At 71.8% G+C, this 14,978-nt stretch carries 13 protein-coding genes and 2 tRNA genes; 4 read left to right on the plus strand and 11 right to left on the minus strand.

Annotated elements, in window-relative coordinates:
• Positions 1–157: 157 nt before the first annotated feature.
• From ACZ6QO_RS23735 to ACZ6QO_RS23745, 3 genes are all read left to right on the plus strand, one after another.
• On the plus strand, positions 158–337 hold the full coding sequence (locus ACZ6QO_RS23735; protein ID WP_465853777.1) for a hypothetical protein: 180 nt from the start codon (positions 158–160) through the stop codon (positions 335–337).
• A 201-nt stretch (positions 338–538) separates the two neighbouring features.
• Positions 539–3,424, plus strand: a complete 2,886-nt coding sequence (locus tag ACZ6QO_RS23740; RefSeq protein ID WP_465853778.1) for an ATP-binding protein — start codon at positions 539–541, stop codon at positions 3,422–3,424.
• Positions 3,425–3,722: 298 nt separating this feature from the next.
• A complete protein-coding gene (locus ACZ6QO_RS23745) occupies positions 3,723–4,292 on the plus strand; it encodes a TMEM165/GDT1 family protein (RefSeq protein WP_465853779.1) in 570 nt (189 codons plus the stop codon).
• 54 nt (positions 4,293–4,346) lie between these two features.
• Here the strand turns inward: ACZ6QO_RS23745 and ACZ6QO_RS23750 are convergent, their stop codons facing one another.
• The 8 genes from ACZ6QO_RS23750 to ACZ6QO_RS23785 form a co-directional block, all read right to left on the minus strand.
• Positions 4,347–5,468, minus strand: a complete 1,122-nt coding sequence (locus ACZ6QO_RS23750) for a UDP-N-acetylmuramate dehydrogenase (RefSeq protein WP_465853780.1) — start codon at positions 5,466–5,468, stop codon at positions 4,347–4,349.
• An 84-nt stretch (positions 5,469–5,552) separates the two neighbouring features.
• Positions 5,553–7,061, minus strand: coding sequence for a glycosyltransferase family A protein (locus ACZ6QO_RS23755; RefSeq protein WP_465853781.1), 1,509 nt, complete (start codon positions 7,059–7,061; stop codon positions 5,553–5,555).
• A gap of 123 nt (positions 7,062–7,184) precedes the next feature.
• Positions 7,185–7,613, minus strand: coding sequence for a MaoC family dehydratase (locus tag ACZ6QO_RS23760; RefSeq protein WP_465853782.1), 429 nt, complete (start codon positions 7,611–7,613; stop codon positions 7,185–7,187).
• A gap of 3 nt (positions 7,614–7,616) precedes the next feature.
• A complete protein-coding gene (locus tag ACZ6QO_RS23765; protein ID WP_465853783.1) occupies positions 7,617–8,066 on the minus strand; it encodes a MaoC family dehydratase N-terminal domain-containing protein in 450 nt (149 codons plus the stop codon).
• A gap of 362 nt (positions 8,067–8,428) precedes the next feature.
• Positions 8,429–8,593, minus strand: coding sequence for a 50S ribosomal protein L33 (gene rpmG, locus ACZ6QO_RS23770; RefSeq protein ID WP_189162865.1), 165 nt, complete (start codon positions 8,591–8,593; stop codon positions 8,429–8,431).
• A 77-nt stretch (positions 8,594–8,670) separates the two neighbouring features.
• A tRNA-Met gene (locus ACZ6QO_RS23775) sits at positions 8,671–8,744 on the minus strand.
• A gap of 213 nt (positions 8,745–8,957) precedes the next feature.
• Positions 8,958–9,030, minus strand: a tRNA-Thr gene (locus ACZ6QO_RS23780).
• Between the two features lie 134 nt (positions 9,031–9,164).
• Positions 9,165–9,383 carry a transposase gene (locus ACZ6QO_RS23785; protein ID WP_465853784.1) on the minus strand — a complete coding sequence of 73 codons (219 nt, stop codon included), beginning with the start codon at positions 9,381–9,383 and terminating at the stop codon, positions 9,165–9,167.
• Positions 9,384–9,693: 310 nt separating this feature from the next.
• On the opposite strand from ACZ6QO_RS23785, the gene ACZ6QO_RS23790 reads away from it, so the two are divergent.
• Entirely contained in the window at positions 9,694–10,662 is a 969-nt protein-coding gene (locus ACZ6QO_RS23790) for an SPFH domain-containing protein (protein WP_465853785.1), read from the plus strand.
• Between the two features lie 169 nt (positions 10,663–10,831).
• Here ACZ6QO_RS23790 and ACZ6QO_RS23795 read toward each other — a convergent pair whose 3' ends face one another.
• From ACZ6QO_RS23795 to ACZ6QO_RS23805, 3 genes are all read right to left on the minus strand, one after another.
• On the minus strand, positions 10,832–11,308 hold the full coding sequence (locus tag ACZ6QO_RS23795) for a MarR family winged helix-turn-helix transcriptional regulator (RefSeq protein WP_465853893.1): 477 nt from the start codon (positions 11,306–11,308) through the stop codon (positions 10,832–10,834).
• Positions 11,309–11,479: 171 nt separating this feature from the next.
• The gene (locus tag ACZ6QO_RS23800; RefSeq protein WP_465853786.1) at positions 11,480–12,361 is read right to left on the minus strand and encodes a YceI family protein; all 882 of its coding nucleotides are present in this window, start codon (positions 12,359–12,361) and stop codon (positions 11,480–11,482) included.
• A complete protein-coding gene (locus tag ACZ6QO_RS23805) occupies positions 12,358–14,895 on the minus strand; it encodes an MFS transporter (protein WP_465853787.1) in 2,538 nt (845 codons plus the stop codon). The genes ACZ6QO_RS23800 and ACZ6QO_RS23805 overlap by 4 nt, the downstream gene beginning before the upstream one ends.
• Between the last annotated feature and the right edge of the window lie 83 nt (positions 14,896–14,978).

A 14,978-nucleotide genomic window follows, 5' to 3' on the forward strand; every position in this document is an offset into this window, starting at 1 on the left:
TCAGCCGAATCTGAGGGGCCTTAGGCGGGCCTGCGGGCCTTAGGCGGTCCTAGGGCCGAAGACCGCGAGGAGATAAGGCATCCGCCCGATGTGAGGGGGGCCGCCTTAGCCGGATTCTAGAGATGTCAGAGAAGACGACATCGAAGGAGAAGCCGAAATGGCTCCCGAGCTCCACTACCAGCTCATCATCAGCCGCGTGGCCGAACTGCAGGCCGAGGCCGGCGAGCACCGCCGCGCCCGCCAGGCGGCGGCCGGTCGCAAGGCGCGGTCGCAGGCGCAGTCGCAGGGCTCACAGCACCGCCTGCGCGCCGCCTTCGGCAAGCTGCGCACCTCGTGACCCGCCACCGTCGCCTCTCCCCCGGCGGCCCGCGGCGGGAGAAACGCACAAGGACGAAGCCCGGCCGGGGCCTCCCTCCCGGCCGGGCTTCGCGGCCCCCCTGATCCTGGGGGCCGTCCATTCCCCGCGGATCCCTGCGGACCGAAAAGCAGTACAAAAGACGATGTAGGTCATGAAATGCTGGCAGACATGGTGGGCCGGATGGTGAGTCCCGTCTTCGTAGGACGGGAAGCCGAGTTGCGAACACTGTCCGAGGCCTTCGAGCAAGCGCGCAAGCAGGCGCCGTCCCCCGTCCTCCTCGGGGGCGAGGCCGGCGGCGGGAAGACACGCCTGGTCACGCGCTTCACCGAAGAGGCCGCCCACAGCGGCGCGCACGTCCTGACCGGCGGGTGCGTGGAACTGTCCACCGAGGGCCTGGCGTACGCGCCGTTCACGGCCGCGCTGCGCCACCTCGTCAAGGAGATGGGCTCCGCCGAGGTGGCCGCCCTGCTCCCCGACGGCGCCACCCGCGACCTCGCCCGGCTGCTGCCGGAGTTCGGCGAGCCCAGCGGCGTGCACGAGACCGACACCGGCCGGGCCAGGCTCTTCGAGCAGATCCTCACCCTGCTCGAACGGCTGGCCGAGCGCCGGCCGGTCATCTTCGTCGTCGAGGACATCCACTGGGCCGACCGGTCCAGCCGCGACCTGATCGCCTTCCTCAGCCGCAACCTCAGGACCGCGCCGGTCCTGATGATCATGACGTACCGGTCGGACGAGCTGCACCGCCAGCATCCCCTGCGGCCGGTGCTCGCCGAACTCGGCCGCGTCGAGGGCGTGGTGCGGCTCGACCTGCCCCGTCTGAGCGAGACGGAGGTCGCCGCGCAGATCGCCGGCATCCGGGGCGGCACGGCGGCGCCGGCCATCGTGCGCAAGGTCTACCAGCGCAGCGAGGGCATCCCGCTGTTCGTCGAGGCGCTGATGGAGCGCGGCGACGACTCCAGCGTCCCCGAATCCCTCCACGACCTGATCATCGGCTCGGTCGAACGGCTGCCGGAGGAGACCCAGCGGGTGCTGCGCGTCGCGGCGGCCGGCGGCAACCGCGTCGGCCACGAACTCCTGGCCGCCGTCTCCGGCCTGTCGGACGTGGACCTCGAGAACGCCCTGCGTCCCGCGATCGCCGGCAACGTCATGCAGGTGGACGGGCGGGCGTACGTCTTCCGGCACTCCCTCATCCGCGAGGCCGTGCACGAAGAGATGCTTCCCGGCGAGCACAACCGCGTCCACGCGCGCTTCGCCGAAGAGATCGACCGCGACCGCAGGCTCGTACCCCACGGGCGGGCCGCCATCGAGATCGCCCACCACTGGTACTCCGCGCGCGACCACCTCTGGGCGCTCATCTCCGCCTGGGAGGCCGCCGAGAAGGCCGCCAACGCCTTCGCCTACACCGAGCAGATGCAACTGCTGGAGCGGGTGCTCTCGCTCTGGGACCGCGTCCCCGACGCCGCCGAGCGCATCGGGGCCGACCACACCAAGGTGCTGGAGAAGGCGTCAGGGGCCGCCCTCGTCAGCGGCGACCCCGAGTGGGGCATGAAGTTCGTCAAGGGCGCCCTCGCCGAGCTGGACGAGACGACCGAACCCGAACGCGTCGCCCACCTGCTCGCCCGCCGGGCGCAGTTCAAGATCGACCGCGGCCGGCGCGGCGCCCTCCCCGACCTGCGCTACGCCGAGCGGCTCGTCCCCGCCCCCACCGCCGCCCGCGCCCACATCCTGTCGCGGCTCGGCTCGTTCCTGATGTTCACCAACGAGACGGCCGAGGGCGCCGCCCTCGTCCAAGAGGCCCTCAAGATCGCCCGTGACATGGAGGACGAGGGCATGGAGGCCGAGCTGCTCACCACCCTCGCCCTCGGGCAGTCGCTGGACGGCGAGCTGGAGACGACCCTGCTCACCAACGAGCGGGTCATGCAGGTCGGCAAGAAGCTCGGCTCCGGCCACGTGGTGCTGCGCGCCCTGGCCAACAACGTGGACGCCCTGAACAACCTCGGCCGCTCCGAGGAGGCCGTCGCCCTCGCCCTGGAGGGCGAGGCGATGTCCAGGAAGTACGGCCGCTACCGCGTGAACGGCACGTTCCTGGCCAACAACCGCGCCGAGGCGCTGGAGGCGCTCGGCCGCTGGGACGAGGCCGTCAAGGTGGTCGAGCACACCCTGTCCATGGACCCCGTGCCGAAGGTCCGCGGGCATCTGCGCAGGGTGCGAGGAGAGATCGCGGCCGCCCGCGGCGAGACGGACCTGCTCGAATGCATCCTCACCGAGGTCGGCGCCCTGCAGAACGAACGAGAAGAGTACGCCCAGGAGTGGGTGACCAACCTGCGGCTCCTCATCGAGCTCCACATGCTTCGCGGCAGGCCTTCGCAGGCCCTCGAAGGCGTCGAAGAGCTGCTCAAGAGCGGCGCCGACAAGCCGCATTCGAACAAGGCCTTGCTCGGCTGGCGGGCAATGGCACAGGCCCGGCTGGTCTGCGACGCGGCCGCGGCCGCCGCTCCCGAGCGGGCGGCGGCGGTGCGGGCGCAGGCCGATGCCCTGGTCGCGACCATGCGGCCGGACGGCCCGGTCGCCCTCGCCTACGGGCTGGCGCTCGCCGGCGACCATGACGCGGCGGCCGCCGCCTGGGAGTCCCTCAAGCGCCCCTACCAGCGGGCCAGGTCGCTCCACGAGGCGGGCGCGGCATGGGCGAGGGCCGGGGACCGCGAGCAGGCGTCGGCACGGCTGTGCGCGGCGCACGCCATCGCGCTCGAACTGGGCGCCCGCCCGCTGCTCGGCGAGATCGAGACGCTCGCCCGCCGCGTCCGGGTGGCGCTGACCCCCGGGCCCGGGACCGGGTCCGGCGATGAGCGGCCGGACGGCGTCGCCGGCGGAGCCGACCTGACGCCGCGCGAGCTGGAGGTGCTCCGGCTGGTCGCGCTCGGCCGCTCCAACCGCGACATCGCCGGCGAGCTGTACATCTCGGCCAAGACGGTCAGCGTGCACGTGTCCAACATCCTGGCCAAGCTGTGCGTCTCCACCCGGGGCGAGGCCGCCGCCGCGGCCCACCGCCTCTCCCTGCTCATCTGACGTCCTCCACCTGACGTGCCTGTTCACCCGCCGTCCCTCTCCACCGGACGCCCGTGCCCGACCGGCCACCGCGAGCCGTCGGGTAGGGTGGGGCCGGAACACCGAAGGGGAGTAGTCCCGAACCGCGTGGTCGACATGCTGGCGTGAGCCCGGTCGCGCGGGCCCCGGCCGGTCACGGCCGAGGCGGACGAGACCTTCGGCCCGTTGTCGTGCACGAGCGCGGCCGGGCCGAGGCCGACTCCCCGCACTTCCGGTGGCGCCGCTTCCGCCCGGTCGCGAGATAGAAGGGCGACCCCCGTTGGAAGCGTTCTGGATCAGTCTCGGCGTCATCTTCGTGGCCGAGCTGGGTGACAAGAGCCAGCTCATGGCCATGACGTTCGCCACCCGTTTCAAACCGTGGCCGGTGCTGGCCGGCATCACCCTGGCGACCGCCGTGGTGCACCTGCTGAGCGTGGGCCTGGGCGGCCTCATCGGCGACGCCCTGCCCACGACGGCCATCGCCGTCGTGGCGGGCCTGGCGTTCCTCGGCTTCGCGCTGTGGACGCTGCGCGGCGACGAGCTGAGCGAGGACGAGTCGCGCAAGGCCGAGCGCGCGACCCGCAGCGCGCTGGTCGCCGTCACCGTGGCGTTCTTCCTCAGCGAGCTCGGCGACAAGACCATGCTCGCCACCATCACGCTGGCCACCCAGCACGGATGGTTCGGCACCTGGATCGGCTCGACGGTCGGCATGGTGGCCGCCGACGCGCTGGCCATCGTCGTCGGCCGGATGCTCGGCAAGCACCTGCCCGACAAGGTCATCCGCTACGGCGCCGCCGCCGCCTTCGCCCTCTTCGGCATCCTCCTACTAACCGAAGCCTTGATTCACTGACCCCCCGGGCGCCGCCGTACGGCGGGGCGTCTTCAGCGGGTCCGGCGCTCGGGATCAGAGGGTGAGGCCCACCAGCACCGGCTCGTTCACGAGGGTGACGCCGAACTTCGCCTCGACGCCCTCTTTGACCTCGCGGGCGAGGGCCAGCAGGTCGGCCGCCGTCGCGGGGTCGGCCGCCGCTCGAGCCGGGCCGCCCAGGGCCATCTCCTCCGGGTCGGAGGGGAAGCCGGTCACCGCGTGCCCGCCGGGGTTGGTCAGCGCGAGCGTGTGCTTGGTGGAGATGCGCGCCGGGCCGCGGCGGTGGCCCTTGGCGAAGCCCGCGTGCTCGATGAGCCAGGCGGCCGGCACCTTCACCGCGCCGCCGGGCATGTCCCACCGGGGATGGCCGGGGGCCCTGAGCTCCAGCTCGGCCGCCTCCCGCGCCGAAAGGACGGGGTTGGTGAAGAACGAACCGGCGCTGCAGGTGTCGGGGTCGGCGGCGTCGAGCACCATGCCCTTGCCCCGGCGCAGCTCCAGCACGGCGTGGCGGGCCTCGTGCAGAGTGACCCGGTCGCCGATCGCGACGCCGAGCTTCGCCGCGAGCTCCTTGTACGCGATCGGCCCGGACTTGTCCGACCTGTCCAGGGCGTACGTCACAGAGAGCACGACATAGCGCGACAGGTCGGCTTTGAAGGCGCTGTGCCGGTAGGCGAACCCGCACTGGGCGGCGTCGAGGTCGAGCAACTCGCCCGACCGCCGGTCGTACACCCGCACGCCGGTGACGGTCTGCGAGACGTCCTGCCCGTACGCGCCCACGTTCTGGATGGGGGTGGAGCCGACCAGCCCCGGGACGCCGGACAGGCACTCGACGCCCGACCAGTCCTCGGCGACGGCGCGGGTCACCAGCGCGTCCCAGTCTTCGCCGGCCTGCGCGGTCACCACGACACGGCCGCCCTCGTCGCGGACCTCGACCCCGCGCGAGCAGACCCGCACCACCAGCCCGTCGAAGCCCTCGTCGGAGACGACCAGGTTGCTGCCGCCGCCGAGGACCAGCACAGGCTCGCCGGCGCGGTCGGCCGAGGCCACCAGCTCGACGAGCTCCTCGGCGCTGGACGCCTCCGCGAAGGCGCGGGCGGGCCCGCCCACTCTCAACGTGGTGAACGGCGCGAGCCGCACCCCCGCCAAACGGTCAGCCATGCGTCTTCCCCAGGACATGCGAAGCGGCACGCGGGACGCGCACCGGGCATCAGCCTAGTGCCCGTCCAACTCCCTGGGCCCGGCTCAGGCGCCCGGCGGCCGGCCCGCGCCGGAGCGGAGACGGGCCAGCACCCGGTCATAGGTGCGGCGCGACTCGCGGTCGCGGTAGCCAGGGTCCACATCGTGGTAGCCGCGGTGCCGCTCCTGGTGGACCGGCAGCCGCTCGTCCGGCACGACCAGCGTGCCCGGCAGCGCCAGCGAGAACTCCAGGTCGGCGTTGCGGTAGTAGCGCGACTTCTCCGGGAAGCCGCCCGCCGCCACGGCCGTCTCGCGCCGGACGGCGAACAGGTAGCCGAGGAGACCGCGGACCTCGCCCGGACCCGCCTCGTGCCAGTCGAGGCCGCTCTCGTCGGGGTCGACGCCCTTCCACCCGGCGGCCACGACGTCGCCTTCCAGGGCCGCGGCCAGCGGGGTGATCGCGTCACCGTCGAGGACCGTGGAGGTCTCCATGACGACGTGCACGTCCCCGGAGTCGAGCGCGAGGAGCTTGTTACGGCTCGCGCCCCACCCGGCCTGGCCGTCGCGCCAGTGCGGGGTCTCGGCGACGTGCCACGCCTCGATGCGCTCGGGATGCCGCTCGGCCAGCTCATGCAACGCGACCCCGGCCCCCTCGACGTTCCCGAGGTCCAGGGCGAGGATCTTGGCCTCGGTGTGCTCGATGAGCGCGTCAACGCATTCACGCAGGTCGGAGGGGCTGCCGTCCACCAGCAGAGCCACGGTGACCGTACTCGGCGTGGCCTTCGCACGGTCCTGCGCGGCAGCATGCCCTTGTGTGGCGGCGTGGCCCTGCGCGCCCGGTGCGGCCTTGGCATGGCCCTGAGCGGCGGCGTGGTCCTGCGGGTCCGGCACGGCCTTGATCGCCTTGTCGAGCCGGGACGTCGCCAGTGTCGCGTCCCACAGCATCTGCGATTCGAGAATGTTCTCGGCGGGGGTCCCCGCCTCGTCATCGACGCGGGTCTCGGCCCCGTCCTCGCCGCCGTCGTCCACGCCGAGGGTCTTGGCGGCGTCGCCCGCCTCGCCCTCGCGCGTACCCACCTGCTTGGCCTCCGAGACCGTCCGCGCCGCGGGCTCCCCGCCGGCGATGGGAGGCTCGCCCTCGCGGGCACCGACAGGCTCATCGCCGCGGGCGGCGGCGTCCTCGCTCTGGCGGAGGTCGGCGCCCTCGCCCTGGCGGGCGGCGGCGTCCTCGCGCGGGCGGGTACCGGCGCCCTCGCCCTGGCCGGTGGCGGGGCTTTCGCTTCGGTGAGTGGCGGGGCTCGCGCCCTGGCCGGTGGCGGCGGCGGTGGGACCGCGCCGGCGCGTGTCGGCGGACTCGGCCTCCCGCGCGCCGGGCACGGGGACCGACGCGACCGTGGGCCATACCTTGAACGGCGGCCTGGGCGTCAGCTCGAAACCGTCGGCCGCGTCACGGACCAGCCAGCCCGCGTCCTCGATCTCCTGGCGCAGTGCGTCGGCCGTCGCGAAGTCGCGTTCCGCGCGGGCCTTCGCCCGCTGCTCGGCGAGTCCATACACGTGGTTCGGTGGCTCTGTCACGTTCGCCCCAGTACCCAGCTCGCACCGAAGCATTCAGCCCCGCCCCAGCTCGGCCGCCGCTTACGGACACGGCTTACGGACGCGGCACCCGCCGGACCGCCTTGGCGACGGGCGGCGGCGCGCTCAGGCGAGCCGCACCGTCGCGCGAGCCCTGGACAGGACGCGGGAGTCCCCTGACCTGGCCGTGAGCGCCACCACCACGAGGTTGTCGTCGAGCTTCTCCTCGACGACGCCGCTGACCGTGATCACGGCGCCCTCGTCGTTGTCGGGGACGACCACCATGGACGAGAAGCGGACGCCGTAGTCGACGACCGCGCCGGGGTCGCCGGCCCAGTCGGTGACGTAGCGGCCGGCCTGCGCCATCGTGTACATGCCGTGCGCGATGACGTCCGGCAGGCCGACGGCCTTGGCGTGACGCTCGTTCCAGTGGATGGGGTTGAAGTCGCCGGAGGCCCCGGCGTACATAACCAGGTTGACCCGGTGGACGGGGTAGTCGACGGCCGGGATCTCCTGGCCGGCCTCGATCTCGTCGTACTTCACGGTCGCCGTCATCGGTTACGCCGCCCCTCCGCGCTCGACCAGGATGTTGTAGGTCTTGCAGACCGGCTCGCCCTGGACGGTCGTCACCTCGCTGGTCACCGTGAGCAACTCGTTGCGGCCGACGCTGCGGATCTCGGAGATGGTGGAGGTGCACAGCAACTCGTCGCCCGCGTAGATCGGGCGGGTGTACTCGAAGCGCTGCTCGCCGTGGACCACCATGGCGAAGTTGAGGCCGAGCTCGGGGTCGGCGAGGGCCTCTCCGGCGCCCGAGAGGCTGAACACGATGGGGAAGGTCGGCGGCGCGACGACGTCGGGGTGGCCCGCGGCCTTCGCGGCCTCGGGGTCGCGGTAGATCGGGTTGTGGTCGCCGATGGCGGCCGCGAACTCTCTGATCTTGACGCGACCGACCTCGTAGGAGCTGGACGCCGGATATGTCCGTCCGACGAAATCTCGGTTCAAAGCCATCGTGCCGGTGCCCTTTCGACAAGCGCGCGGAGCGGACGAAGGCGGGGCCCACGGAGGTTCGCCGGACCGCCCGCCGGAGGATGTGGACACCACGCTAGCCCGACCGTAACAGAACAACCTTCGGCCGTCGCGAACCTGGGTGCCCGGCTCGGCGAGGGCGGCTCAGAGAGCCCCGCCACCCGGTCGCGGAGTGTTTCCGGACGCGAGAAACCGGCGTCCTCACCGAGGACGCCGGTCGCACGCGTGATGATGCCCGGGTGTCGCAGAAGGCGTCCCGCCTTCGCGCTCACCATGCCCTGCCGCCGGCCGCTTGACGGACGGCGCCACCCACCGCGGCCCAGAGGCGCGGCGGGCGGTCGCACCTAGCGGGTCTCGCGGTGCGGGCGGTGGGTCTTGCAGTTGGGGCAGTACTTCTTCAGCTCAAGCCGGTCCGGGTCGTTGCGCCGGTTCTTCCGCGTGATGTAGTTGCGGTGCTTGCACTCCTGGCAGGCCAGCGTGATCTTCGGCCTAACGTCGGTGGCAGCCACGTGGGAGTGCCTTTCTACGTTTGGGACACATGGACAACCCGAACCCGGTCACCCATGACAGGGACCCGGCAGGGTAGTAGCGGAGGCCGGACTTGAACCGGCGACACAGCGATTATGAGCCGCTTGCTCTGCCTGACTGAGCTACTCCGCCTCAGGACCGGCGAACTGGACCGGCCACGAAAGGATACCCGACCCGTATGACGATCGCGCACGCCCATCGCCTGCCCGATCTGGACCAAGTGCTCTCAGTATGCCTGATCACGGGACCCCCGCACTTCCCCATATTTCAGGCGACCGGCGAACACTGGTATCCACAAGCGAAAAGCCCCGCCCGGATATCCGGGAGAGGGCGTTTACGCTGTCGAGCCCCTTTACGGAATCGAACCGTAGACCTTCTCCTTACCATGGAGACGCTCTGCCGACTGAGCTAAAGGGGCCGGCCTCGCCGCGTTTCGCGTTACCGCTCCGCGCTGCGGACAGGTGTAACCATACACGGCCCCAGCGGCCGACGCGAATCAGAACGCCCGCCGGGAGGACCCGTACGGGGACCCTGTACGGGGACCCCAGGGAGCTATCGCAGGGCTTCGGTGCGGGTGCGCGCGGAGGCCGCTCCGACCGGCAAGGTGATCACTTCGCACAGATCGGCAAGGTCGAGGTATCGGCGCAGCTCATCGACGGCGAAGCAGTCGGCGACGAACTCACCGTGCCGCCGCAGGCGAAGCACCTGGCGCCCGCCGCGCGCCGCGGCGGTGATCTCGTACCCGTCCGGTCCGACCCAGCGCGTCTCCATAGCCGCACAGAGTATGCCTGATCACCATTGGTCGCGCGCAGTATCGGGAACCGCTCTGCCACCACCGTCACCGCCGGAAGCGCGGGCACCGGCGGATCGCTGCTCCACCAGGCACGACGCGGCCGGACGTCCGCTCAGGAACAGCCGGCCACGGAGGCCGACCGCCGGTCCCGTCCGACGGACCGCACCGAGCCTGGATCCACAAACAAGACTATAAGAGGCTTGTGGAGTTGTTCAACAATACTTACATTTAAGAGTACTCCGTACGAGCGCCACCCCCATTCGCAGCGACTCAACCTTGGAGGCCCTCATGTCCGTGCGTGCCGTACTGGCGTCCGTGGCGGCGGTGGTGGCCGTCGTCTTCGCCATCGTCAGCGTGATCGGCCTGTTCAGCGGCTACGAGAGCACCAACGGCGGCGAGGTCGCGGTCGTGCGCGACGGCGGTCCCTTCGACGACAACCGGGTGCGCGAGGTGATCGACCCGGCGTCGAGCCTCACCTGGACCGGCTGGTGGTCGGAGGTGCACAGATATCCGGCCCAGCAGCGCTTCTACACCATCACCGCCGACGCCAAGCGCAGCACCATGCTGGGCGTCGACGTCGTGACCGTGCCCAGCAGCGACGGCGTCAACATGGGCATCGAAGGCACGCTGTACTTCACCCTCAACATCGACCACCAGACGCTGAAGGTGTTCGACGACAAGTTCGGCACCCGCAAGTTCCGCGGTCAGGACAACGAGATGCGCTATGCCTACGACGGCGAGGAAGGCTGGTCCGGCTTCTTCGGCCAGGCCATCAGGCCCGTCGTTGACAACGCGCTGCGCAGCCAGATCGGGGTGTTCCGCTGCGCCGAGCTCGTCTCCTCCTGCGCCTTCGTGGAGAGCGGCGCGGCCCAGAAGACCGTCCAGCTCACCCCCCGCGACAACAACGCCGCGCTGGTCAAGGTGCAGAACGCCGTCAACAGCACCCTCGCCGACGACCTCCACCGGATGCTGGGGGCCGACTTCCTGGTCGACCTGCGGTTCAACCTGGTCAGGATCACCCTGCCGGCCCAGGTGCAGGCTTCGGTGGACCGCGCCCAGGCGGCCTTCGCCGGGGTGGCCGAGGCGCAGGCCGCCGTCGCCCAGGCACGCGCCCAGGCCGACGCGAACAAGGCCCGCCAGGACGGCTACAACCGCTGCCAGACGTGCGCCGAGATCGAGAAGCTCAAGGCCCTCCCCCAAGGCATAACCGTCTACGCCCCCGGCAAGGACACCGCCCTGACCCTCCCCTCCAAGTAAGGCCACCGCGACGCCGAGGAAGCCCTTCATCCATCACGGGCGACGCAGACCCTCCACCGCGCCCCGCCACACCACCGCCCCTTGGGGTTGTGTTCGGCGCCGCGGCGGCGGGGAGTGGCGCGGCGGGATCGGCGCCGTTGGGCGGTGGGGAACCGGGGGTGGTCGGCTGTCAGACGTGGCCGGCGTCGGTGGCGGTGAGGTCGTTGAAGCGGGTGAGCATGTCGGCCAGTTGCCGCACGTCCTCCTGCGGCCAGGCGCCGAGCAGGGCGTAGAACCGCCGCTGGCGGGCCACCCGCGCCCGGTGGAGCCTGGCCTGGCCCTCGTCGGTGAGAGCGAGCAGCTGGGCGCGGCCGTCCAGCGGGTCGGGCTGGCGTCCGACCAGGCCCAGCTCCTCCAGCACCTTGAGCTGGCGGCTGATGGTCGCCTTGCCGACGCCGAAGTAGGCGGCGAGGTCGCTCGGCCGGGCCGGAGCGGCCTCGTCGATGCGCACGAGGAGGCTGTAGGCGCCGGGCTCCAGCTCGGGGTGCACCTCGCGGCCCACCTCGGCGGACAGCGCCCTGGACCGCCGGAACAGGAGGCCGAGCTGGCGCTCCAGCGCGCAGTACGCCTCGTACTGTTCGACGGGCACCGCGGTCTGCGCGTCCATCGTGGTCACCTCGACCCGCCTCCTCTCGTCGTCCGCCGCTCGCCACCGGACGTAGCGTCCCTGCGCCCGTCCCACACGCCTGCCTGGACGTCGCGGCCGTGCCGCGCTCGCCCGGCATCCGTCCGTCTCACGCGCCCGCTCGGACGTTCGTCCGGCGTGCCGTCCGGATGTTCAGAGCGTCGTGCCGTCCGGGGTTTCATTGTCCCGTACCGCCTGGATGTCGAGCTCCACTTTCAGTGTCGCTCCTATCAGCGCGATGCCGGCCTGCACCACCTGGTTGTAGTTCATCGCGAAGTCCTCCCGGCGCAGTTCGGTGACCGCGTGGAAGGCGGCCCGCAGGCCGCCCCACAGGTCGGGGCTCGTGCCGAGGTAGGAGAGCGCGAGATCGACGTGACGGGTGACGCCCGCGAGCGTGAGCGCTCCGCGCAGCCTCCAGCGGTCCTGGCCGGCGGCCGACAGTCCGGTGCTGTGGAAGGAGATGGCCGGGTGGGCCGCCACGTACAGAAAGTCGGCCGAGCGCAGGTGGTCGTCGCGCGTCCGGTTGCCGGTGTCGATCGACGCCGCGTCGATCTCGGCGACGACCGAGGACTCCTCGGGCGTCGCGCCGATCTGGATGCGCCCGGCGAACTCCGAGAACCTGCCCTGAACGCTGGACAGTCCGAGGTGCTGCGCGGTCGCGGCGACCTTGGAGTGCGCCGGGTCGATCGTCCACATCCCGGGCGGCGGCAGTTCCACGCCTCCCTGGCGCGTGAGCACGATGAGGCCCAGGTCGGCCGTGCCGGACGCGGTCGCGATGGCCGTCACGGCGGCCGGGGTGTACCCGACCGCGGTGACCACGACGGTGTGCACGCCCGGGGGCAGCGGCGCCGTCGCCACCGCGCCGTCCTGGTCCACCTCAGAACGCACCACCTGATGACCCGACATGTCGGTCACGGTGACCACGGCGTGCCGTACCGCCCAGCCGTCCTTGCCCCGGACCACGGCGCGCAGGCCGTGCGCTCCCGCCGTCCCGGCGACGGCACCGGACCGGACGCCGTTCCGCTCGCCGCTCATTCGGGGTGACCGAGCCAGACGTCGTTCGCGTCCTCCCCCTGCCCGGTGAGGTTCACCGTGGCGGCCACGGGCGGGTACCCGGTGGCGATCACCGTGTACTGGCCGCCGGTCAGGTCGGCGAACGCGTACTCGCCGTCCTCCCCGGTGGTGGCCGTACCGACCACGTTGCCCGCCGCGTCGAGCAGGGTCACCCTGGCGTCGGCCAGCGGCCGCCCGTCGTTCTTGACGCGGACCGTTCCCCTGACCCGGGCGCCGTGCAGCAGCACGACGTCCTGCCTGGTCTGACCGGTACCGACCGCGACCGGTACCGCCGCCGGACGGTACCCCTCGGCGCTGACCGCGAGGGTGTAGTCGCCCGCGACGATCCCGGCGAAGCCGAAGTCGCCGTCCTGCCCGGTCATGCCGGTGGTGACGACCTCGCCGCGCACGTCGGCCACGACGACCATGGCCCGCGGGACGGGGACGCCCTCCAGGTCGCGGACCGTCCCGGTGAGACGTCCTGACCCGGCGAGCGCCAGGTCGAAGTCCAGCGGCCGGTCTCCGACGACCAGCGTCGCGACCTGCGGGTCGTGCTCGCCCGCGGAGGCGATCAGGACGTAGGTGCCGGGGCCGGGCGTCCACAGGTTGTACGCGCCGTCGGCCTGGGTGACCGCCCGGCCGAGCTGGTGGCCGCGCAGGTCGATCAGGGTGAGCGTCGCCTGGCCGGCCGGGGAGCCGTCGCCGCCGCGGATCACCCCGCGGATCCCGCTGCCCTCCCGCTCCCCGCCGCCGAGTCCCTCGCCCGGGAAGTCGGTGGCCGCCAGGGTGGTCGCCATGGGCGCCGCCATCGCGGCGGTCGCGGCGGTCGCCGGAGTCGCGGCGGTCCCCGCGGTCATGGGACTCGATGCGGCCGGCGCCTCGGCGGCCCGCTGGGCGTGGCGGCCGGGACCCGTACCCGCGGCCGGCGTACCGGCGGCGACCCGCGCGCCGGCGGCGGCCAGCAGTTCCTCGCCCCCGGCGCTGCGCAGCGGAATCTCCTTGATGAACAGGATGGCGATGAGCGCCAGCAGCGCGAACGGCGCGGCGTACAGGAACAGGTCGCCGACGCCGTGCCCGTACGCGTCCTCGACCACCGCCCGCACCGGGGCCTGCAGCTCCGACAGCCGGGGGACGGTGCCCTCGCCGACCGCGCCGCCGTGAATGCCCAGCTTGCCGAAGCCCTCGGCCATGTAGTCGAGGACGCGGTGGCCGAGCACCGCCCCGAGCGCACCGACGCCGATCGCGCCGCCGAGCGTGCGGAAGAAGGCGACGACCGAGCTGGCCGCGCCCAGTTCCTGCGGCCGGACCTGGTTCTGCACCGACAGCACGAGGTTCTGCATGGTCATGCCGAGGCCCACGCCGATGAGGAACATGTACAAGGCCATCAGGCGGTAGTCGGTGTCGAAGCGCAGCATGCCCATCAGCGCGAAACCGGCGGTGAGGAAGAGCCCGCCGGTGACCAGGAAGACCTTCCACCGGCCGGTGCGGGTGATGATCTGGCCGACGATGGTGGAGGCCACCGCCAAGCCGAGGATCATGGGCAGGGTCATGACGCCCGCCATCGTCGGCGTCTCGCCGCGCGCGAGCTGGAAGTACTGGCTGAGGAAGGTCGTCGCGCCGAACATGGCGACGCCGACCAGCAGGCTGGCGATCACGGCGAGGCTGATGGCGGCGTTGCGGAACAGCCGCAGCGGGACGACCGGCTCGGCGGCCCTGGACTCCACGAGCAGGAAGAGCAGGGCCAGCACCAGCGCGCCGCCCACCATCGCGCCGCTCTGCCAGGACACCCAGTCGTACTGGTGCCCGGCGAAGGAGATCCACACCAGCAGCAGCGAGACCGCGGCCGTGATCAGCACCGCGCCCGGCCAGTCGATCTTGACGGAGCGCCTGTGCACCGGGATGTGCAGTGTCTTCTGCAGCACGATCAGGGCGATGAGGGCGAAGGGCACGCCGACGTAGAAGCACCAGCGCCAGCCGAGCCAGGAGGTGTCCACGATCACGCCGCCGATGAGCGGGCCGCCGATGGTGGCCAGGGCGAAGACGGCGCCCAGGTAGCCGGAGTAGCGGCCGCGCTCGCGCGGCGCGATGATCGCGGCCATGATGACCTGCACCAGGGCGGTGAGGCCGCCGGCGCCGAGCCCCTGGATCACGCGGGCGCCGATCAGCATCCCCGGGTTCTGCGAGACGCCCGCGATCGCCGAGCCGATGATGTAGATCAGCAGGGAGACCTGGACCAGGACCTTCTTGCTCGTCAAGTCGGCGAGCTTGCCCCAGATGGGCGTGGAGACCGTGGTGGCGAGCAGCGTCGCGGTGATCACCCAGGTGTAGGTGTTCTCGTCGGCGTGCAGGTCGGCGATGATCGTGGGCAGCGCGTTCGACACAACAGTCGACGACAGGATCGCCACGAACAGGCCGAGCAGCAGTCCCGACAGCGCTTCCAAGATCTCTCTGTGGGACATGGGAGCGGCCGGATCTGCCGCCGCCTCCCGTGTCTCCGCCGGTACCGCGGTGGTCATCGATGTCCCTTCACTTGCTGAGCCGCCTGAAGCGTGCGATGCGGGTGGCCGGCCCGGACGCCGCCGACCGGGCCGGACGGGTA

The organism is Sphaerisporangium sp. NPDC049457, assembly GCF_055586705.1.

What these genes read in the sequence shown, in the direction of transcription:
- ACZ6QO_RS23735 (WP_465853777.1), top strand. Translation starts at nt 158, where the DNA reads ATGGCTCCCGAGCTCCACTACCAGCTCATCATCAGCCGCGTGGCCGAA.
- ACZ6QO_RS23740 (WP_465853778.1), top strand. Translation starts at nt 539, where the DNA reads ATGGTGAGTCCCGTCTTCGTAGGACGGGAAGCCGAGTTGCGAACACTG.
- ACZ6QO_RS23750 (WP_465853780.1), bottom strand. Translation starts at nt 5,468, where the DNA reads ATGGCTGACCGTTTGGCGGGGGTGCGGCTCGCGCCGTTCACCACGTTG.
- ACZ6QO_RS23760 (WP_465853782.1), bottom strand. Translation starts at nt 7,613, where the DNA reads ATGACGGCGACCGTGAAGTACGACGAGATCGAGGCCGGCCAGGAGATC.
- ACZ6QO_RS23765 (WP_465853783.1), bottom strand. Translation starts at nt 8,066, where the DNA reads ATGGCTTTGAACCGAGATTTCGTCGGACGGACATATCCGGCGTCCAGC.
- ACZ6QO_RS23785 (WP_465853784.1), bottom strand. Translation starts at nt 9,383, where the DNA reads ATGGAGACGCGCTGGGTCGGACCGGACGGGTACGAGATCACCGCCGCG.
- ACZ6QO_RS23790 (WP_465853785.1), top strand. Translation starts at nt 9,694, where the DNA reads ATGTCCGTGCGTGCCGTACTGGCGTCCGTGGCGGCGGTGGTGGCCGTC.
- ACZ6QO_RS23795 (WP_465853893.1), bottom strand. Translation starts at nt 11,308, where the DNA reads ATGGACGCGCAGACCGCGGTGCCCGTCGAACAGTACGAGGCGTACTGC.
- ACZ6QO_RS23800 (WP_465853786.1), bottom strand. Translation starts at nt 12,361, where the DNA reads ATGAGCGGCGAGCGGAACGGCGTCCGGTCCGGTGCCGTCGCCGGGACG.
- ACZ6QO_RS23805 (WP_465853787.1), bottom strand. Translation starts at nt 14,895, where the DNA reads ATGACCACCGCGGTACCGGCGGAGACACGGGAGGCGGCGGCAGATCCG.